At 38.2% G+C, this 21,186-nt stretch carries 21 protein-coding genes and 1 other annotated feature; all 21 genes read right to left on the bottom strand.

Annotated elements, in window-relative coordinates; all coding sequences use genetic code 11:
* Positions 1-36: 36 nt before the first annotated feature.
* The 21 genes from pyrE to J4P91_RS03815 all read right to left on the bottom strand — a co-directional run bounded on the left by pyrE (position 37) and on the right by J4P91_RS03815 (position 21,072).
* Positions 37-669 carry an orotate phosphoribosyltransferase gene (gene pyrE / locus J4P91_RS03715; RefSeq protein WP_097895132.1) on the bottom strand — a complete coding sequence of 211 codons (633 nt, stop codon included), beginning with the start codon at positions 667-669 and terminating at the stop codon, positions 37-39.
* Positions 666-1,382, bottom strand: a complete 717-nt coding sequence (gene pyrF, locus J4P91_RS03720) for an orotidine-5'-phosphate decarboxylase (RefSeq protein WP_207993000.1) — start codon at positions 1,380-1,382, stop codon at positions 666-668. Before pyrF ends, pyrE begins: the two co-directional genes overlap by 4 nt.
* A gap of 2 nt (positions 1,383-1,384) precedes the next feature.
* Complete coding sequence (pyrD, locus tag J4P91_RS03725; RefSeq protein WP_207993001.1) at positions 1,385-2,296, bottom strand: dihydroorotate oxidase B catalytic subunit; 912 nt, start codon at positions 2,294-2,296, stop codon at positions 1,385-1,387.
* Positions 2,293-3,072 (bottom strand): dihydroorotate oxidase B electron transfer subunit, encoded by a 780-nt coding sequence (gene pyrK, locus J4P91_RS03730; protein WP_207993002.1) that lies wholly within the window; start codon positions 3,070-3,072, stop codon positions 2,293-2,295. The genes pyrD and pyrK overlap by 4 nt, the downstream gene beginning before the upstream one ends.
* Positions 3,069-6,287: a carbamoyl-phosphate synthase large subunit gene (gene carB, locus J4P91_RS03735; RefSeq protein WP_207993003.1), complete on the bottom strand. Its 3,219-nt coding sequence runs from the start codon at positions 6,285-6,287 to the stop codon at positions 3,069-3,071. The genes pyrK and carB overlap by 4 nt, the downstream gene beginning before the upstream one ends.
* Positions 6,272-7,369 (bottom strand): carbamoyl phosphate synthase small subunit, encoded by a 1,098-nt coding sequence (locus J4P91_RS03740; protein WP_207993004.1) that lies wholly within the window; start codon positions 7,367-7,369, stop codon positions 6,272-6,274. Before J4P91_RS03740 ends, carB begins: the two co-directional genes overlap by 16 nt.
* On the bottom strand, positions 7,366-8,652 hold the full coding sequence (pyrC, locus tag J4P91_RS03745; RefSeq protein ID WP_207993005.1) for a dihydroorotase: 1,287 nt from the start codon (positions 8,650-8,652) through the stop codon (positions 7,366-7,368). The genes J4P91_RS03740 and pyrC overlap by 4 nt, the downstream gene beginning before the upstream one ends.
* Positions 8,636-9,550, bottom strand: coding sequence for an aspartate carbamoyltransferase (gene pyrB / locus J4P91_RS03750; RefSeq protein ID WP_207993006.1), 915 nt, complete (start codon positions 9,548-9,550; stop codon positions 8,636-8,638). The genes pyrC and pyrB overlap by 17 nt, the downstream gene beginning before the upstream one ends.
* Positions 9,551-9,698: 148 nt before the next feature.
* The gene (gene uraA / locus J4P91_RS03755; RefSeq protein WP_207993007.1) at positions 9,699-10,982 is read right to left on the bottom strand and encodes a uracil permease; all 1,284 of its coding nucleotides are present in this window, start codon (positions 10,980-10,982) and stop codon (positions 9,699-9,701) included.
* A gap of 147 nt (positions 10,983-11,129) precedes the next feature.
* Complete coding sequence (pyrR, locus tag J4P91_RS03760; protein ID WP_017151195.1) at positions 11,130-11,672, bottom strand: bifunctional pyrimidine operon transcriptional regulator/uracil phosphoribosyltransferase; 543 nt, start codon at positions 11,670-11,672, stop codon at positions 11,130-11,132.
* 204 nt (positions 11,673-11,876) lie between these two features.
* Positions 11,877-12,785 carry an RluA family pseudouridine synthase gene (locus J4P91_RS03765; protein ID WP_207993008.1) on the bottom strand — a complete coding sequence of 303 codons (909 nt, stop codon included), beginning with the start codon at positions 12,783-12,785 and terminating at the stop codon, positions 11,877-11,879.
* Positions 12,786-12,789: 4 nt separating this feature from the next.
* Positions 12,790-13,248 carry a lipoprotein signal peptidase LspA gene (gene lspA / locus J4P91_RS03770; RefSeq protein WP_017151193.1) on the bottom strand — a complete coding sequence of 153 codons (459 nt, stop codon included), beginning with the start codon at positions 13,246-13,248 and terminating at the stop codon, positions 12,790-12,792.
* Positions 13,249-13,371: 123 nt separating this feature from the next.
* Positions 13,372-13,701 carry a TraR/DksA C4-type zinc finger protein gene (locus tag J4P91_RS03775; protein WP_207993009.1) on the bottom strand — a complete coding sequence of 110 codons (330 nt, stop codon included), beginning with the start codon at positions 13,699-13,701 and terminating at the stop codon, positions 13,372-13,374.
* Positions 13,702-13,929: 228 nt separating this feature from the next.
* Positions 13,930-16,695 (bottom strand): isoleucine--tRNA ligase, encoded by a 2,766-nt coding sequence (gene ileS2, locus J4P91_RS03780; protein WP_207993010.1) that lies wholly within the window; start codon positions 16,693-16,695, stop codon positions 13,930-13,932.
* Between the two features lie 74 nt (positions 16,696-16,769).
* Positions 16,770-16,994, bottom strand: a binding site (T-box leader).
* A gap of 51 nt (positions 16,995-17,045) precedes the next feature.
* A complete protein-coding gene (gene divIVA, locus J4P91_RS03785; protein WP_016116021.1) occupies positions 17,046-17,552 on the bottom strand; it encodes a septum site-determining protein DivIVA in 507 nt (168 codons plus the stop codon).
* A 91-nt stretch (positions 17,553-17,643) separates the two neighbouring features.
* Positions 17,644-18,417: a YlmH family RNA-binding protein gene (locus J4P91_RS03790; RefSeq protein ID WP_207993011.1), complete on the bottom strand. Its 774-nt coding sequence runs from the start codon at positions 18,415-18,417 to the stop codon at positions 17,644-17,646.
* 15 nt (positions 18,418-18,432) lie between these two features.
* Complete coding sequence (locus tag J4P91_RS03795) at positions 18,433-18,696, bottom strand: YggT family protein (protein ID WP_017151189.1); 264 nt, start codon at positions 18,694-18,696, stop codon at positions 18,433-18,435.
* 6 nt (positions 18,697-18,702) lie between these two features.
* Entirely contained in the window at positions 18,703-19,167 is a 465-nt protein-coding gene (locus J4P91_RS03800) for a cell division protein SepF (RefSeq protein WP_003199801.1), read from the bottom strand.
* A gap of 19 nt (positions 19,168-19,186) precedes the next feature.
* A complete protein-coding gene (locus J4P91_RS03805; RefSeq protein ID WP_207993012.1) occupies positions 19,187-19,861 on the bottom strand; it encodes a YggS family pyridoxal phosphate-dependent enzyme in 675 nt (224 codons plus the stop codon).
* Positions 19,862-19,867: 6 nt separating this feature from the next.
* On the bottom strand, positions 19,868-20,677 hold the full coding sequence (gene pgeF / locus J4P91_RS03810) for a peptidoglycan editing factor PgeF (protein WP_207993013.1): 810 nt from the start codon (positions 20,675-20,677) through the stop codon (positions 19,868-19,870).
* A 116-nt stretch (positions 20,678-20,793) separates the two neighbouring features.
* Positions 20,794-21,072: a YlmC/YmxH family sporulation protein gene (locus J4P91_RS03815; RefSeq protein WP_017151186.1), complete on the bottom strand. Its 279-nt coding sequence runs from the start codon at positions 21,070-21,072 to the stop codon at positions 20,794-20,796.
* Between the last annotated feature and the right edge of the window lie 114 nt (positions 21,073-21,186).

A 21,186-nucleotide genomic window follows, 5' to 3' on the forward strand; every position in this document is an offset into this window, starting at 1 on the left:
CGACCGCGTTTCCCCCCGCGGTCGTGTTTTTTATAATTATGCTGTAATCCAAGCCTCGTCAGCTGGATTTTTACGCCATTCTTGTAATTTCTTCGTTTCAGCTTGTCCGATCATACCTTTTTCTTCTGCTACTTCAGTTAATGTGCTGTAGTCACTTAAAGAATATGATGCTACGTTTGCTGCTGCTAGTTTTTCTTTTCCTGCTTCAAGCTCGTATGTGAAAATTGATACGATTCCTAATACTTCACAACCAGCCTCGCGAAGTGCTTCTACACAAGTAATTGCGCTACCGCCAGTTGAAATAAGGTCTTCTACTACAACTACTTTTTGACCTTTTTCTGCTTTTCCTTCAATTTGGTTCCCTTTACCGTGACCTTTTGCTTTACTACGTACGTAGCACATTGGTAAGTCCATACGATCACTTACCCACGCAGCGTGTGCTATACCAGCTGTTGCTGTTCCTGCAATAACTTCTACAGTTGGGAAGTGTTCCTCGATTAACTTCTCTAATCCTGCTGCAATCGCTTGACGTACTTTTGGATATGATAACGTTAAACGATTATCACAGTAAATTGGTGATTTCATGCCAGAAGACCATGTAAATGGATCATTGGGTTGTAAAAATACTGCTCCAATTTCTAATAGATGAGATGCGATTTCTTTTTTCATATTGTTACACCTTCCCACTGTTGTTTTACTGTTTTATACGCTTCAAGCGGATTTTCTGCCTTTGTAATACTACGTCCTACTACGATGTAACTTGAACCAAGTTCCCTCGCACGTTTTGGTGTTGCCACTCGCACTTGATCATTTACATCATCACTTGCAAGACGAATCCCCGGTGTTACTGTTACAAATCCAGGTCCACATACTTCACGTAACTTTGGTACTTCTAACGTTGAACATACAACGCCATCAAGTCCACTTTCTTTCGTTAACTTTGCATAATGAGTAACCGCTTCTTCTAACGTTTTCTCAATACCAATCTCTTTTTTCATCATAGCTTCCGAAGTGCTTGTTAGTTGTGTAACTGCAATACAAATCGGTCTCTCTTTTCCTTCTTGCTTACCTTCCTCTAACCCCTCAAGCGCAGCTTTCATCATGCTGCTTCCCCCAGCAGCATGAACATTTACCATATCAACATCTAGACTAGCTAGGCTGCGCATTGCGCTTTTTACTGTATTCGGAATATCATGAAGTTTTAAATCTAGAAAAATCTTATGTCCTTTTTCTTTTAAGTACATAATAATAGCAGGTCCCTCTTTATAGAATAGCTCCATACCAACTTTGACAAATAACTGTTCCCCTTCAAAGTGGCCTAAAAACTGTTCTACCTCTGCCTTACCTGAAAAATCCAGTGCAACGATTAGTGACTGTGACATGATTATTTCCAGCTCCTTCCCTGGCATTCCGAAATGTGTTCAAACCCTAACTCATCTAATAATGCTGGTAATTCTTCAATAATTGTTGGACATACGAACGGATCTACAAAGTTCGCTGTACCAACTGCAACTGCACTTGCACCAGCGTAAAAGAACTCAACTACATCTTCCGCTGATTCAATACCACCCATTCCGATAATTGGAATGTTAACCGCTTGGCTTACTTCATGCACCATACGAATCGCCACTGGCTTGATTGCAGGGCCTGATAGTCCACCTGTACGGTTTGCTAAAATGGGTTTTGCTGTTTTTAAATCTAGACGCATACCAAGCAATGTATTGATCATCGTTAAACCATCCGCACCTGCATTTTCAATTGCCTTCGCAATCTCCACAATGTTTGCCACGTTCGGTGACAATTTCACATATACCGGTACTTCAGAAACCTCTTTTACTCGCTTCGTTAAATCAGCAGCAATTTCTGGGACTGTCCCAAAAGCAATACCTCCCGTTTTTACGTTAGGACAAGAAATATTTAATTCTAGCGCATGAACATTTGGTGCTTTCGAAATTTCTTTCGCTACTGCTACATAATCCTCAGCTTGTGAGCCTGCAACGTTTGCAATAATTGGAAGATCAAATTGCTCTAACCATGGTAATTCGGAAGTCATTACCTTTTCTAGCCCTGGGTTTTGAAGCCCAATTGCATTTAGCATTCCGCCCGGTGTTTCAGCAACACGAGGCGTTGGATTTCCATAACGAGGTTGTTCTGTTGTTGCTTTAATCATGATTGATCCGAGTACACTTAAATCATAAAACTGTGCGTACTCACGACCAAACCCAAAACAACCAGATGCTGGGATAATCGGATTCTTTAATGATAATCCTGGTAAGTCAACTTGCAATCTGTTCATAGTACAACCTCCCCGATTGGAAATACTGGCCCGTCGCTACACACCTTCTTGTAAGAATGTCCGCTTGGATCTTCTTGCAAGTGGCATACACATGCAAAGCATGCTCCAATACCACAGCCCATACGTTCTTCTAGTGAAATATAGGCTTTTTTCTCTTTATAACGGCCTTCTAATGCACGAAGCATCGCTAAAGGTCCGCATGAATATAAAATGTCAAAGTCAATTCCATAGCTATCAATCACATCTGTTACAAATCCTTTTGTACCATGTGTGCCATCGACTGTTGCAATATACGTATCACCAAGTTCCGCAAATTTCTCTTCGTAGAAGACAACATCTTTTGTTTGGAAGCCTAAGATGTGAATCACACGTACTCCCTTTGCAACAAGGCGTTGTGATAGCTCATAAAGTGGTGGCACACCAATTCCGCCTCCTACTAATAGAGCTGTTTGTCCAGCCTCTGCTTCTTCTACAGGAAATCCATGGCCTAATGGTCCTAATACATCTACAAGTTCACCTTGTTTTCTCTTTGCTAGTGTTTTTGTTCCTTGTCCTTCCGCACGATATAGCATTGTAAATTCGTTCTTTTCTTGATCGACATTACAAATACTAATTGGGCGGCGCAGCAGAGGCGTAATGCCTTCTGCTACTTTAATGTGTACAAACTGCCCTGGTTCGTTCATTTGCTGTACAAGATCACCTTGAAGCACTAATTCGTAAATGTTTTTTGCGATTTCTGTTTGATTAACGACGATCATATTTTGCTTTTGCATCATGCATGTATCACCTCGTGACGCTGCGCTGGCGCGATTTCTTTCATTGCGTGAGCTGAGAATGTCATAGATTCTAGTACTCTTAGAATTGCTCTTGTTGTATCAAGTGATGTTAAGCATGCTACACCATTCTCTACAGACTCACGACGAATGCGGAAACCATCACGCGCTGGTTGTTTTCCTTTTGTTAATGTATTGATAACAAACTGTGCTTTTCCTTGACGAATAATATCAAGTAAGTTGTAGTCTTCAGAATCAATTTTGTTTACAACTTGCACCGGAATATTTTGTTCTGTTAAAGATTTTGCTGTTCCTGCTGTTGCTAATAAGTTATAACCGATTTCATGGAAGCGTTTTGCGATTTCCATTGCTTCTTCTTTATCTTTATCCGCCACAGTAATGATTACTGATCCGTGCGTTGGAATGTTAATTCCAGAAGCAACAAGTCCTTTATATAATGCTTTTTCAAGCGTTAAGTCTTTACCCATTACTTCCCCTGTTGATTTCATTTCAGGTCCTAATGTTGTATCAACTGAACGTAGTTTCGCAAATGAGAATACTGGCGCTTTTACATACACTTCATTCTCTTCTGGGTGATAGCCAGTTCCATACCCTTGTTCTACAAGGTTTTGGCCTAAAATAACTTTCGTTGCGATATTCGCCATTGGTACGCCTGTAATTTTACTTAAGAATGGTACTGTACGGCTCGCACGTGGGTTTACTTCAATTACATACACTTCATCTTTGAATACTACAAACTGGATATTTAGTAATCCAACAATGTTTAATCCTCTTCCAAGTGCAATTGTATTTTCAATAATTTGTTCTTTCAGTTTTGCAGATAAGCTTTGCGGTGGATATACTCCAATCGAGTCACCAGAGTGAACTCCAGCGCGTTCAATATGTTCCATAATACCTGGAATGAATACATTTTCACCGTCTGAAATTGCATCTACTTCAATTTCTTTACCAACCATGTAGCGGTCAATTAATACTGGATGATCTGCATGAACTTTAACCGCATTTTTCATGTAGTGCAGTAGTTCTTCTTGACGATATACGATTTCCATCGCACGCCCACCTAGTACGTAAGATGGTCTTACTAATACTGGGTAACCAATTTCTTCAGCGATCGCTACCGCTTGTTCTACAGTTGTTGCTGTTTTACCAACTGGTTGTGGGATACCAAGCTGTGTTAAAGCTGCTTCAAATTTATCACGATCTTCTGCACGGTCTAAATCTTCAAGTGATGTTCCTAAAATTTTCACACCATGTTCTTCTAATTTCGCCGCTAAGTTAATTGCCGTTTGTCCACCAAACTGAACGATAACACCTTCTGGCTGCTCTAAGTCAATGATGTGCATTACATCTTCGATTGTTAATGGTTCAAAGTATAATTTGTCAGAAATACTGAAGTCTGTTGATACTGTTTCTGGGTTATTATTAATAATGATTGCTTCATATCCAGCTTCTTTAATTGCCCATACAGAGTGAACTGTTGCATAGTCAAACTCAACACCTTGACCAATACGGATTGGTCCAGATCCTAGTACAACTACACTCTTACGATCTGTCACAATTGATTCATTCTCGTCACCGTATGTGCTGTAGTAATACGGTGTTGCAGATTCAAACTCTGCCGCACAAGTATCTACCATTTTAAATACTGGCGTCATATTATTTTCTTTACGCATATCGTAAATTTCACGCTCAGTTTTGTTCCAAGCAGCTGCAATGTAGTGATCACTGAAGCCCATTTCTTTCGCGTATTGTAATACTTCCATATTTCCTACATTCGCTTTTACTTCGCGTTCCATGTTTACGATGTTTTCAACTTTTTGTAAGAAGAAGAAGTCCATTTCACACCATGAGTTAATTTCTTCTTTCGTTACACCTTGACGAATCGCCTCTGCTACAACAAACAGACGCTCATCATCAGCTTTTATAATACGTTTTTTCATTGTTTCTTTATCAAGCTCTTTTAAGTGCTCTAACTCTAGGTGATAAATGCCAAGCTCTAAAGAACGAACCGCTTTTAATAATGATTCCTCTAAATTACGTCCGATTGACATAACCTCACCAGTTGCCTTCATCTGTGTACCAAGCGTTCTGTTCGCTGATTCAAACTTATCAAATGGCCAACGTGGAATTTTTGAAACAACATAGTCTAATGCCGGCTCGAAACATGCATATGTTTTTTGTGTTACTGGGTTTACAATTTCATCTAATGTTAAACCGACTGCAATTTTCGCTGCTAACTTCGCAATTGGATATCCAGTTGCTTTGGATGCTAGTGCAGATGAACGACTTACACGTGGGTTTACTTCGATTACATAGTATTGGAAGCTATGTGGATCAAGTGCAAGCTGAACGTTACATCCGCCTTCAATTCCTAATGCACGAATAATTCGTAATGAAGTGTTACGTAACATTTGATACTCACGGTCACTTAATGTTTGGCTCGGCGCTACAACGATAGAATCACCTGTGTGAACCCCAACTGGATCGATATTTTCCATGTTACATACTACGATTGCGTTATCATTTGAATCACGCATTACTTCATATTCAATTTCCTTACAGCCAGCAATACTTTTTTCTAATAAACATTGTGTTACTGGGCTATGTTTTAAACCACTTGTTACGATTTCAATTAACTCTTCTTCGTTATTACAAATACCGCCACCAGTTCCTCCTAATGTGAATGCTGGACGAACGATTACTGGATAACCGATTTCTTTTACGAATTCATATGCTTCATCAAGCGTATGAATAATTTCACTTGGAGGTGTTGGTTCATTTAAATCTTGCATTAATGTACGGAATAAATCACGATCTTCCGCTTGCTCGATTGCTGATAATTTTGTTCCTAAAATTTCAACTCCGCACTCATCAAGTACACCTGATTTCGCAAGTTCAACAGCCATGTTTAATCCTGTTTGTCCGCCAAGTGTTGGCAAAATTGCATCTGGACGTTCTTTACGAATAATACGGCTTACAAATTCTAATGTTAATGGTTCGATGTATACTTTATCTGCTGTTGCAGTATCTGTCATGATAGTTGCTGGGTTAGAGTTGACAAGGATTACTTTGTAACCTTCCTCTTTAAGAGATTGACAAGCTTGTGTTCCAGAGTAATCAAACTCCGCTGCTTGCCCGATTACAATTGGTCCTGATCCGATTACTAAAATTGTGTTAATGTCTAGGCGTTTTGGCATAACTCTTCCCCTTCTTTCTTAAAGTTTGCAATCATTGCTAAGAAATCTTCAAATAAGTCATTTGCATCTTCTGGTCCTGCTGATGCTTCTGGATGATATTGTACTGTAAATGCTGGGAACTTCGTATGACGAAGACCTTCTACTGTACCATCGTTTAAAGCAACATGTGTAATTTCAAGATCTGTACTTTTCACTGATTCTTCTTCTACTGCATAGCCATGGTTTTGAGAAGTAATTGCAACTTTTCCTGTTGCTACATGTTTTACAGGATGGTTTAAACCACGGTGACCGAATTTTAATTTGATTGTATTCGCACCAGATGCTAGAGCGAACAATTGATGTCCAAGACAAATTCCGAATAACGGTACTTTTCCAATAATGCCTTTTAGCATTTCAATTGCTTCTGGTACATCTTTTGGATCTCCAGGTCCGTTACTTAGCATAATTCCATCTGGGCTTAAACGTAGAATTTCTTCTGCTGATGTATTGTAAGGCACAACGATTACATCACAGTCACGTTTATTTAGTTCGCGCAAAATACCGTGCTTCATTCCAAAGTCCACAAGTACAACGCGGTAGCCACGGCCTGGGCTTGGATATGGATCTTTTGTTGATACGCGTTTTACATGATCTGTAAAGACTGTTGCTTTTAATTGACTTACGATATAGTCTACATCTGCATCCATGTTACAAAGACGTCCGCGCAATGTTCCATATTGACGAATTTTTCGTGTTAATTTTCTAGTATCAATTCCTGCAAGTCCTGGAATGTTTCTTCCTTTTAAATACTCATCTAATGAAATTTCATTACGGAAGTTCGATGGGTGATCACAAATTTCATTTACGATTAAGCCGTGTACAGATGGCTGAATCGATTCAAAGTCGTCACGGTTAATTCCGTAGTTTCCGATTAATGGGTACGTAAATGTTACAATTTGACCACAGTATGATGGATCAGATAATGTTTCTTGGTATCCTGTCATTCCTGTTGTAAATACGACCTCACCTGATTTTTCAATTTCTCCGCCGAAGCCTTTTCCAATTAATACTGTTCCATCTTCTAAGATAAGCTGTCTTTTCATACTAATGCACTCTCCTTTTGCCATGCGATCTTACCGCCAACTACTGTCATAACCGGCCAACCTTGACATTTCCAGCCTGCAAATGGCGTATTTTTTCCTTTTGATAAGAATGTTGTTGGATCAATCTCTTCTTCTTGTTCTAAATCAATAATTGTAATATCTGCCGCTCTTCCTTCTTTCAGACGCCCCACTTTTAAACCAAATGTATCTGCTGGCTTTTCTGTTAAAAATTGAATCAATTGTTCTAATGTGATAATTCCTTTCTTCACAAGGTTTGTATATAGTAATGGGAATGCTGTTTCAAAACCAGTAATTCCAAATGGTGCTCTTTCAATACCTTGTGCTTTTTCTTCTGCTGCATGCGGTGCATGATCTGTTGCGATTATATCGATTGTTCCATCTAATAATCCTTCAATTAATGCTTCGTGGTCTTCTTTTCCTCGAAGCGGCGGATTCATTTTAAAGTTTGGATCAACTGATGGGATATCATCTTCACATAATACTAAGTGGTGCGGTGTTACTTCTGCTGTTACTTTAATTCCAGCACGCTTTGCATCACGAATCACTCGTACAGATCCTTTTGTACTTACGTGACATACGTGATAGTGGCAATCTGCTGCTTCCGCAAGTAAAATGTCCCGGGCAATATGTACAGATTCACATACTGATGGGATACCGTTTAATCCGTGTTCCTTAGAAAACTTCCCTTCATGTACACAACCTTTATTAATCAGTGTATTTTCTTCACAGTGTGCAACGACTGCCATATTTAATTTTGCCGCACGTTTCATAGCTGCTAGCATCATGCTTGCATCTTGTACGCCTACTCCATCATCAGTAAACGCGAATGCTCCAAGTTCTTTTAATGTTTCAAAGTCTGTCATTTCAGAACCTGCTTGGCGTACTGTAATTGCGCCATATGGCAGTACATTTACATGTGCTTTTTCTTTAATTCTCTTTTGCAAGTCTTCCATATGTTCTTTGCTGTCTGGTACTGGGCGTGTATTTGGCATTGCACAAATTGTTGTAAAACCACCTTTTGCTGCTGCAAGTGTACCAGTTTCAATTGTTTCTTTATGTTCACCACCTGGTTCGCGAAGATGAACGTGTACATCTACTAATCCAGGTGCGATTAATTTTCCGTTTACATCGATTACTTCAGCATTATCTGCCGTAATATTTTCTGCTACTTTCGCAATTTTACCATCTTGTATAAGAAGATCTGTTGCTACGATTTTTCCTTCTTCATTTAGATAACGTCCGTTTTTAAACAAATAATTCATGTTTCATTCCTCCTAATACATTTGGTAATGCGCGTTTTAATACAGCCATTCTTACGTAAACTCCATTTTCCATCTGTTTGAATATGCGAGAACGCTCACACTCAACGAGTTCACTCGCAATTTCTACATCGCGGTTTACAGGAGCTGGATGCATAATAATGCTTCCTTGTTTCATACGTTTTTCTCGCTCAATTGTTAAACCGTGCTGCTCATGATATTCTTTCATGATGTCTGTTTCATAATGATCATGACGCTCATGTTGCACACGAAGTAACATCATCACATCAACTTCTGGAACAAGTTCATCTAAGCTTTTGTATGTTCCGAATGTGTTTGTTTCATCTTTCCACTCTTCTGGGCTAGCAAAGTAAATTGTTGCTCCTAGTTTCGTTAATGCTTCAGCATTAGAGCGTGCTACTCGACTGTGGCGGATGTCTCCTACGATTGCAATCTTTAATCCTTCAAATCTTCCAAACTCTTGTTTAATTGTTAAAAGATCTAACAGACATTGCGTTGGGTGATTTCCACATCCATCGCCAGCATTTAGAATTGGAATATTTACTTTATCTTTTAGCTCATCGAAGTAGCGATCTTGCTGATGGCGGATGACTACTGCTTTTGTTCCGATTGATTCTAGTGTTCTTATCGTATCGTATAATGTTTCTCCTTTTTGTACGCTAGATGAATCTGCTGAGAAGTTTAACACATCTAGTCCTAATCTCTTCTCAGCAACTTCGAAGCTAAACTTTGTTCTCGTACTATTTTCAAAGAATAAGTTCGCTACAAATGTTTGCTCTGTTATTTTTTTACCTCTTCCATTTGCGAAATCTTCTGCGTCTTTTAGGATTTCTGAAATCTCTTCTTTCGATAATTCACTCATCGTTAACAAATGGCTCATTGTCATCCCTCATCTTTCTGATTTTTATGATAACATTTTTGTATTTATATAACAATATTCGCATAAAAATACCCTAGTCATGTGAGACTAGGGTGCAAGAAAGAAGCCACCCTTTTCGGTCTCACAGGACTGAATTAAAAGGTTGTTTTTATGAAGCAATCTGCTTAGATTGTTGTTTTTGTTTCATTTCTGGTAACAGTAGATTTAACAGTACACCTACAATTGCTGCAAGTGCCATTCCTTCTACTTGGAATGATTCTCCGACATGAAGTACCGCACCACCAATACCGATTACAAGAATCACTGATGCAATCATTAAGTTTCGTTTGTCGCTTAAGTCTGTTTTATCATCTACCATCATGCGTAAACCGCTTGATGCAATTACTCCAAAGAGTAAGATTGATACGCCCCCCATAACTGGTGTTGGAATCGAGTGAATCAGTGCTGAAATCTTACCGATAAATCCGAACATAATCGCGAAGACCGCTGATCCGATGAATAGATATACACTGTAAGCTCTCGTAATTGCCAGTACACCTATGTTTTCACCGTATGTTGTATTTGGTGGTCCACCAATTACTGATGCGATTAATGTGGCTAGACCATCGCCAAAAATTGAACGATGTAAACCTGGTTTTTCAATTAAATCTCTTTTAATAACATTTCCTAGCACAATTTGGTGCCCAATGTGTTCTGAAATCGTCACTAGAGCAACTGGTACCATTAAGAGTACGATTTTCCATGAAAACTCTGGTGTATAAGTTACAAATGGTACTACAAAATCTGGTACATCAAACCATTTTGCCTGAGCCACTGGCTTTAAATCCACTAGCCCTTGGAAGTAAGCGAAGATATATCCTCCGATAATCCCGAGTAAGACTGGTATGATACTGAAAAATCCTCTTCCAAATATCGAGCAAATGATTGTAATTGCAAGTGTTACTAATGCCACTGAGAAGTGTGTAAAACTATACTTACCATCCGTATCATTCATTGCCATATTAACTGCTGTATGCGCTAATGCTAATCCGATAACCATTACAACTGGACCAACGACAATCGGTGGAAGTAACTTCATAATCCACGCTGATCCCGATTTCTTAATTCCAAGTGAAATCAAGATATACACAAGTCCTGCTAGTAAACCACCAAGCATTGCCGCTCCTGGTCCCCCTGCAGTCTTCGCCGTTATAATCGGTGCGATAAACGCGAATGATGACCCTAGATATGCTGGTACTTGACCTTTTGTTATAAGTAGAAACGCGAGTGTTCCTAACCCACTTGAGATTAAAGCTACTGATGGATTCAGTCCTGTTAGGAACGGAACAAGCACTGTTGATCCAAACATCGCGAACAAATGTTGTATACTCAAAAATAACCATTTTCCCGGTTTCGGTACTTCATGAATGTCTAACACTGGCTTTTGCTCCATTGTTACATCCTCCTTCAGTTTAAAACTTTGCAATAAAAAAACTCTTTGCGCCCTGTGCACAAAGAGTCCTATACTTTCGTATGTCAAATTTGACATACGAAAGTCAAGACCCTTTGGCAGCCTCACGGGACTACATTTAAAAGGGCTTTACTTATCGTATATACTTACTCGATCTTGCTGATCTGTCTCTTGCAAATCAACTTCAATACGTTCTTCACTTGACGTTGGAATGTTCTTCCCTACATAATCAGCGCGAATTGGTAATTCACGATGACCTCTGTCTACAAGAACAGCCAGTTGGATTTGTGATGGTCTACCTAAATCCATAAGAGCATCCATTGCTGCTCGAACTGTTCTTCCTGTATATAATACATCATCGACAAGAATGACTTTTTTCTTCGTAATGTCTACAGGAATATCTGAACCTTTTACAAGTGGTTCTTTGTTTTTAGATTGTAGTGTTAGGTCATCACGATACAATGTGATGTCTAACTCACCTACTTCTATTTCTTTCCCTTCAATTTGACCAATGCGTTCTGCTAAACGCTGTGCAATAAAGATACCACGTGTTTTAATTCCGACAAGAACACAATTATCAACACCTTTATTACGTTCCACAATTTCATGACTGATGCGTGTTAAAGCGCGGCGAATCATTTGGTCATCTAAAACGACAGCTTTCTCTTTCATGCTCTACACCTCCAAGCTTTTTTCTTGCGTGAGAGGGATGGTATAAAAAAAGTCCTCTCAACGTGTGCGAGAGGACTTTTGAAAAAAGGGTACAAGCATACCCTAAGTATTTCAAACCGTTACCTTCTCAACCTCACGGGGCTGTGTTAAAGGATCATTATTTAACTGTTGTTAGTATCGCAGTTTTTACTCATTTTGTCAATACTATTTTCGTAAAACATTTAAGACTTCTTCAAATACCGCTGGTACAGGCGCCTCAAATTCGATATATTCGCCTGTACGAGGATGATCAAATCCTAAAATTCCTGCATGAAGTGCCTGTCCATTTATATCTAATGTTTTTTTCGGACCATATTTCGGATCTCCCGCAAGCGGGTATCCAATATATTTCATATGAACACGAATTTGATGTGTACGTCCCGTTTCTAAACGACATTCAACAAGCGTGAAATCTTTAAATCGTTCTAATACTTGAAAATGCGTAACAGCGTGTTTCCCATTTTCATCAACCGTCATACTTTGACGATCCTTCTTATCCCGAGCAATCGGTGCATCAATTGTTCCTTTATCGTGTGGAATTACACCGTGAACAATCGCCTTATATCGTCTTGTTACTGTTTTTGCCACAAGCTGATTTACAAGAGATTCATGTGCCATATCATTTTTAGCAACCATTAATAAACCAGACGTGTCTTTATCAATACGGTGAACAATACCAGGACGCATTACACCGTTAATCCCTGATAGGTCCTTACAATGATGCATTAATCCATTTACAAGTGTACCACTTGTATGTCCAGGAGCTGGGTGTACAACCATACCACGTGGCTTATTCACAACAAGTACATCTGCATCTTCATAATAAATTTCTAAATTCATGTCTTCTGGTAAAATATCAAGCTCTTCTGGTTCTGGAATTGCTACTGCAATTTCATCATTTGCTTTTACTTTATAATTTCCTTTGATGGTATTTCCATTTACGGTTACAACACCATCTTTAATCCATTGCTGCACTTGAGTACGTGACCACTCATTGTTTACACCAGCAACAAATTTATCAATCCGTTCATTTTTTTGTTCTTCTGCAACTGTTACTTGTACTACTTCGCTCATTCAATTACTCCTTCATTTTCTTTCCTTCTAATAATGTTTGAATAATAATTAATACAACTCCAATACATAAAGCTGAGTCAGCTATGTTAAATACCGGATAGTTGTATGAAAAAATATACACGTGAATGAAATCCACCACTTCTTGTCTAAATACACGATCAATAAAATTGCCAATTGCTCCGCCTAAAATAAGACCTAATGAAATCCCTAGGAGCTTATCTGTTTTTGCATACTTTTTCATATAAAATACGATAAATCCTACAAAAACAACTGTAATAATATAGAAGAACCACATTTGATTTTCTAAAATGCCCCAGGCAGCTCCTCTATTCCGATGTGATGTTATGTATAATACATTATCGATAATCGGGATACTTGTACCTAATTCCACGTTCTTTACAATTAACCATTTCGATACTTGATCGATGGCAATGACAAATAAGGCTATTAAATAATATATCATTTTCATTTCCCCCACAAAGACAGTGTACCTCAAAATTTTAGCATAGCTACCGTCTTTTCACAATGAACCTTTACGGAAGAATAAAATAAAACGAAAAAAGGTAATATAATATCGTTGTGCCTATCAGACATTTACTTTCTCATATAAAAATTCATGAATTGTACGAGCTGTTGGCATCCTTTGCATTTGCTTTACAGGAATATATTTTCCAGTTTCTTCACAAATTCCATACATGTCGATTTCCATTTTAAATAATGCTCGTTCAACATCTTTTAAATCTTCTCTTATATCATGTAAAAATAATTTCTTTTTCGCATCTTCCTTCATTTCATAACCTAGTTCTTGTCCGAATTCCATACGGTACGTGTGCATCGCTTCTTTTGCCAGTCGCTCCTGTAATTCTTTTTTCATCAATTGCAATTCTTCTTTGATTTCCATGTAGATGTCATTCACGTGTACATTCCTCCCGGCTGCAATGTACCGTTAGTGTGTCCGAAATTTTCTCACTTACCGCTCACACATTTTTCCTTCATAGGAAAGTACTTAAAAATCACTTCATCCTGCCTGATAGAAAATCTATAAGCAATCGAACTTTCCATACATCTGCCAGCTGTTAAGAAAAATCCCTACTGAATGCAAAAAACTGACTACCGTAATAGCAGTCAGTTTTTTATCACATCATTATTTTACATAGTTTTCTTTTACTACTGTTGCACAACGCTCACATAATGTTTCATGTTCAGCATCTTTACCAATTGTTTCAGAAACAACCCAGCAACGTTCACATGTTTCACCAGTTGCCTGCGCTACAACAACAGCTGTATGCTCATATTTCGGAGCATCGATTGGCGCTTCTTCCATTGTTCCACCAAGTTTGTACTCAGAAACAATAAACAATTGTTTTAAATCTTCACTAATAGACTCTAACATTTGTTTCATTTCCGCAGTTGGGAATAAAGTAATGCTCGCATTAAGCGATTTACCAATTACTTTTTCATTACGCGCCACTTCTAACGCTTTTAATACATCGTCACGAAGTGTCATAAATGCATCCCATTTTGTTTTTAGCGCTTCAGCACCCTCTACTTCTACAGCTTCTGGCATATCAGTTAGCTGAACGCTTTCTTCAGTAACACCAGGAATATATGGCCATACTTCATCAGCTGTATGAGGTAAGATTGGTGTTACAAGCTTTGTTAATGCAACAAGAACATCATAAAGTACTGTTTGAATTGCACGGCGGTCATGATGATTTGCAGCTTCGATGTATAAAATGTCTTTTGCAAAGTCTAAATAGAATGAACTTAAATCAATTGTACAGAAGTTATGAATTGCATGATATACTGCCGCAAAATCATATGTTTCATATGCTTCTTTTACTTTTGTAATTAAGTCATTTAATTTCACTAGCATATAACGATCCACTTCACGTAGTTCAGCTGCTGCTACTGCATCTTGACTTGGATTAAAGTCAGCTAAGTTTCCTAATAAGAAACGGAATGTGTTACGGATTTTACGATATACTTCTGCAACTTGTTTTAAAATATCATCTGAAATACGTACATCAGATTGATAATCAACAGAAGATACCCATAGACGTAAAATATCTCCGCCTAATTGATCCATAATTTTCTTCGGCACAACAATGTTTCCAATAGATTTACTCATTTTACGACCTTCACCGTCTAGTACGAATCCGTGACTTAGAACGCCTTTATACGGTGCTTTACCTGTTACTGCAACTGCTGTTGATAATGAAGAGTTAAACCAACCACGGTACTGGTCAGATCCCTCTAAGTATAAATCAGCCGGACGCTGCAGATCGTCACGCTCTTCTAATACAGCTTGGTGAGAAGAACCTGAATCAAACCATACATCCATAATGTCTGTTTCTTTACGGAATTCGCCATTTGGACTAGATGGATGTGTAAATCCTTCTGGTAATAAATCTTTCGCTTCACGTTCGAACCATACGTTAGAACCGTTCTCACGGAATAAATCTGCTACATGATTAATTGTTTCATCTGTAATAATTGGATCGCCATTCTCTGCATAGAAGACAGGAATTGGTACACCCCACGCACGTTGACGAGAAATACACCAGTCACCACGGTCACGAACCATATTATGAAGACGTGTTTCACCCCATGCTGGTACCCATTTTGTTTCTTCAACCGCTTGTAATAATTCGCTGCGGAACACTTCAATAGATGCAAACCATTGCGCTGTCGCACGGAAGATAATTGGTTTTTTCGTTCTCCAGTCATGTGGATAAGAATGCGTAATAAATGTTAGTTTTAATAATGCGCCAACTTCTTCTAGTTTTTCTGTGATTGGCTTATTCGCTTTATCATAAAATAGCCCTTCAAATCCAGGTGCTTCACTTGTTAATACACCCTTATCATCAACTGGGCAAAGAACTTCTAAGCCATACTGTTTACCAACAAGGAAATCGTCTTCCCCATGTCCAGGCGCTGTATGTACACAACCTGTACCAGCATCTGTTGTAACGTGCTCACCAAGCATAACTAGAGAATCACGATCATAGAATGGATGCTTCGCAACTGTATACTCAAGTTCACTACCTTTAATCGTTTTCACAACTTGAGCATTTTCCCACTCTAACGTTTTAGAAACTGTGTCAAATAGTTCAGAAGCGATAATATATTTTTCGTCATTTACATTTACAATGCTGTATTCCAGTTCTGGATGAACAGAAATACCTAAGTTTGCTGGTAATGTCCAAGGTGTTGTTGTCCAAATGATAAATTTCTCGTCGCCTTCTAATACGTTTTTCCCGTCTTTTACTGGGAATGCTACGTAAATAGATGCTGATTTTTTATCTTTATATTCAATTTCAGCTTCAGCTAACGCAGATTCACTTGTTGGAGACCAATAAACAGGTTTTTGTCCTTTATAGATGTAACCTTTTTTCGCCATTTCACCAAACACTTTAATTTGCTGCGCTTCATATGCTGGCTCTAAAGTAATATATGGACGATCCCAATCTGCACGTACACCAAGACGTTTAAACTGCTCACGTTGACGATTTACTTGTTCATATGCATATTCTGCACATAATTTACGGAATTCCGCAACCGTCATTTCTTTACGTTTTACACCTTTATTTGTTAAAGCTTGTTCAATTGGTAAACCGTGTGTATCCCATCCTGGTACATATGGTGCACAGTATCCAGTCATCGATTTGTAACGTACAATAAAATCTTTTAATACTTTATTTAACGCATGTCCCATATGAATGTCACCATTCGCATATGGAGGACCATCATGCAGTACAAATAAAGGACGACCTTTTGTATGTTCTTGTACCTTTTCATAAATGTTCATCTCAGCCCATTTTTCTTGCATTGCAGGCTCACGTTTTGGTAAATTCCCTCGCATTGGGAATTCTGTTTTCGGCATTAGTAATGTGTTTTTATACTCCATGCTCAATTCCTCCTCGAATGTATAAAAGAAAGACCCTAAAAAATGGAATAAAAAAGAGACTTTCTCATCCCCCAAAAAGGGACGAGAAAGTCTCCCGCGGTACCACCCTAGTAGACCATGCATGTATATACAAAGTCCTCTTTATATTCTTAACGCGAATATACGCCTACGCTTACTTTTTTGTTCAGCGCGGAACTCCAGGGTGATATTCCCATTTATCTCCTTATCCTGAGCTTACACCGTCCTCAGTTCGCTATATAAGGTATGAAAAAGGTACTTATCCCTATCTTCGTTTTTCTTAATAAATATGTTGTTTAAAATTATATGTAATAATGAGAAAAACGTCAAGCTTACACTGTTTCTTCTTTCTTTAACAGCTCGTCCACTTCTTCTTCTAGCTCAATTAATTTGTCCCAATCATCGTTGTTTAGCATTTCAAGCTGTGCTTCTAATAGCATACGGAAACGCGTGCGGAATACTTTCGCTTGTTTCTTTAACTCTTCAATATCAAATGCAACTTTTCTTGATTTTACTAAAGCTTCATTAATGATACGATCTGCATTCTTTTCTGCTTCACGTACAATTAATTTTGCTTCTTTTTGTGCATTACGCTTTACTTCTTCCGCTGCTTCTTGTGCAACAACGATAGATTTATTTAACGTGTCTTCAATGTTAGAGAAATGATCTAATTTCCCTTCTAGTTGGGCAACTTTTTCTTCTAATGCTTTCTTCTCACGAATGACCAATTCATAATCTTTGATAATCTGATCAAGAAACTCATTTACTTGATCCTCATCATAGCCACGGAATCCGCGACCAAATTCTTTGTTATGAATATCTAATGGTGTTAACGGCACAAACGCCACCTCCAAGTAGTTATCTAAATTTTCCTCTTTTAATTATATCTTTTCTTCGACAAAATTAGAGATTTTCCTTCTAAAAAACTAATCATTTTAGTATACCATACAAAACTCTCCATTTGTCGCGTTTCGTTTTTCCTTCTACAGAAAATAATTTACTCCGGCCATATCCCCTAACTGAAAAAACATCACCCGGAAAACACTCGTATGCAGTTTGCTCAACCGTTTTCCAATTTACTTTCACAAGGCCGTTTTTTATAAGCGGCTGTATTTTTTGCCGTGATATATGGAGCATTTCAGCTAGCAGGACATCTAATCGAAGTGATGAAACAGTTCCAGACTGTTCTCTCCATTCTTCTTGCAATCGCAATACTTTCTCTGCTTGTACAGAGGAGAGTGAGACCTTCATTTTCCCTATCGATTGTAAATTCATTTCAATGTATGAAACAATTTCTTTTGCAACAATAATTTGGGCACGATTTTCTTGAAGCAAAATATCACCGCACTTTTCTCTTGTGAGACCAAGAGACATAAATGCACCTAATATTTGCCTATGTTCAAGCGTATAAAACTTGGAAGGATAGTCAATTTCTAATACTTCAACTTGAAACTCTTCTTCATTTAAATCAAGGTAACTCGGATAAATAAGAGCTCTTTTCCTTTCCGCTTTTGGCGTAGCACCATAAAGTCGCAAAGTCGCATCTCCTTGATTACCAATTATCGTAGCAACAATTTGTTGCTGACGCGGATCAAGAAAATCCGTTAATTTCACTTGATGATATTCTTCAGCTACCTGTTTCCATTCTAACGCTTTATCTACAAAGACCGCTTCTTCTGGTCTAAAATGCTCATAGATGCTCATTCATCCAACCTCTTGTTACAAGAAATAACTAAACAGACTTATTAAACCACTACTAGCCAATCTCAACGCAATAATTGCAACAAGTGGAGAAATATCAATCATACCAAAAGGTGGGATAAATCTCCGAAACGGCTCTAAATATGGTTCACAAATACGCGATAGAAAATCGCCAAATGTTGATTCTCTAGCCCCTGGAAACCATGATAGAAGAATATAGATAATAAGCGCCCAGGAGTAAATTTGAATGATCAAGACCAATGCTTGTAAAATAATCGTCATGGCGTATTACCACCTCTTTATATTTGTCTCTTCCTCTTCACCGAACAACTCAGAAATGGCCCCAACAATATCAACAGTCTCAGGTGTACAAATAAATGTTTTCGGTCCTAATTTTTGAATATCCCCGCCTATAGCGTATACAGTACCACTTAAAAAGTCAACGATACGCACAGCTTGATCTGTTGACATCCTTTGCAAATTGATGACCACTGCTCTTCTTCCCTTTAAATGATCCGCAATACCTTGTGCTTCTGAATATGTACGCGGTTCTAGCAAAACAACTTTAGAAGACTGCTTCGCTGTTTCAATACTTACAATATTTTGTTTCGGCTGTGCTTTCGTAAGTGGAATATCCTGCTGCTCTGGAGGATCTTGTTGTTTTTTCATTTCAGCTTGCTCCTTTTCCTTTTCGTAAGCTTCTCGCTCTTCCGGTGTGTCAAAAAAGAAGTATTTTACTTTTGACCAACTCATAATAATATTCTCCTTCCTTTTACGCTTTCCCTACTAAAATCGTTCCCAAACGAATATATGTAGCACCCTCTTCAATTGCAATCGTATAATCATTTGACATTCCCATCGATAACTCTTTACACGGAGCATACGATAACCCTAGTTCTTGCACTTGTTTTTGCAACCCACGCAATTCCTTAAAACAATGACGAATTTCTGCTTCTTCCTCAGTGAATGGTGCCATCGTCATCAATCCAACAACTTCAATTTTATCAAACTCTTGCAGGGCACGAATAAGCGCAATTGTTTCTTCTGCTGGTATCCCCTGCTTTGATTCTTCAGACGATGTTTTCACTTGTACAAAACATCGCACTGTTTTTGTAGCCCGCTTTTGAATCTCTTTTGCAAGTGAAATGCGATCCAATGAATGCAAATAATCAATCTCATTAATAATTTCTTTTACTTTTCTTGTTTGTAACGAACCAATGAAATGCCAATTTACTTTTGAACCGAAATGCTCATACTTCTGTAAAAAACCTTCATTACGATTCTCACCTAAATCAGTAAGTCCAGCTTCTATTACTTCATTTGTGTTTTCAATTCCTACTGTTTTTGTTACTGCAACAAGCTTAATCTCATGTGCCGAGCGCTCTGCTCGCTCACATGCTTTTTTGATTTCCTCATTTACGAATATTAAATTTTCTTGCACTGCCACTTGTTTTCAATCCTCCTTAAAGCTTATGAAACTCAACATTCTTCCTGTTTTTCCGCGATCACGGCGATGTGAGAAAAACAATTGTTCTTCACAGCTTGTACAAAGAGACGACATCACAATATGCTCATCTTTTATGCCAGCTTGTATGCATAATATACGATTGATTTCTTTTAAATCAATTGCATATTGTCCGTCTGAAATCACTTTATATGGAACAGGTCCGTTTACCGCTTGTTTTGCTGCTGATAATACGCGATCATCAACTACATAACAGCAGGACCCAATGGCTGGTCCAATCGCAACATAAATCTCATGAACTGGTACCCCTTCTGCTCTCCACTTTTGAATCATTTCTTTTGCAATTTCTTTTACAGTTCCTTTCCATCCAGCATGTGCCAGTCCTATCATACCATGTGATGGTGCATAGAAATAGAGTGGAACACAATCGGCATAACAAGATGTTAAACATACATCTGTATCAGTTGTATAAATACCGTCTGTATTTGGAATACCATCTTCATATAAATAGATTCCTCGCCCTTTTTCCCCTTGTCCTACTTTTTCAACGTGATGATCATGAACTTGCTCTGAACAAATCCAATTTTCTAATGGTTTTTGTAACTTGTTCGCTAAAATACGTCTATTTTCATGAACATTCTCCATCATATCATTCACATGTAACCCTAAATTCATCGCCTGAAAGGAGCCTGTACTTACTCCACCATCTTTTGTCGTAAATCCTGCAGTAATGTTTCCAAGTTCTTTCCACGCTTGTAAATACAATATACCGTCCTCATATATAAATGGTTCTCTCATAAAGCGGCTCCTTTTAATAAAATAACATAAAAAAGCATGGTACTTCCTGTCTATTTTACCATACTTTTATTTTTCCATAATGACAACATAAAAAAAAGAGGAATTTGTAATATTCTTTAAGAAATTGTCGGTGTTTGTATTGATTCTGTTACAGAATTGACATGATCAGCTCTTACTAATATTACATCCTCTCCAATTTTTACAATTTGCTTCCACGGAATGACAAACTCTGCCTCTTTCCCAAATATCCCTAGCATTCGTGTTTGCTTTGAAATAATGACAGCTTGAATCTTCCCTGTGTTCAGATCAATATCTATATCGCTAATGTTTCCAAGCTTTTTTCCGTCAGAGACATTTACAACATCCTTAATTTGAAACTCTGAAATCCGTATCATTGTCATTCTCCCCTTTTATGTTGCTATTTGTAATCGAGAAGTTTCCTTCTGCCAGTAGTTTCACTTTATTGTCATTATATGAACACGCAATCTTTCCTATGAACAGAATCTCAA

The sequence above is a fragment of the Bacillus sp. XF8 genome, assembly GCF_017498755.1.
Classification (GTDB): Bacteria; Bacillota; Bacilli; order Bacillales; family Bacillaceae_G; genus Bacillus_A; species Bacillus_A bingmayongensis.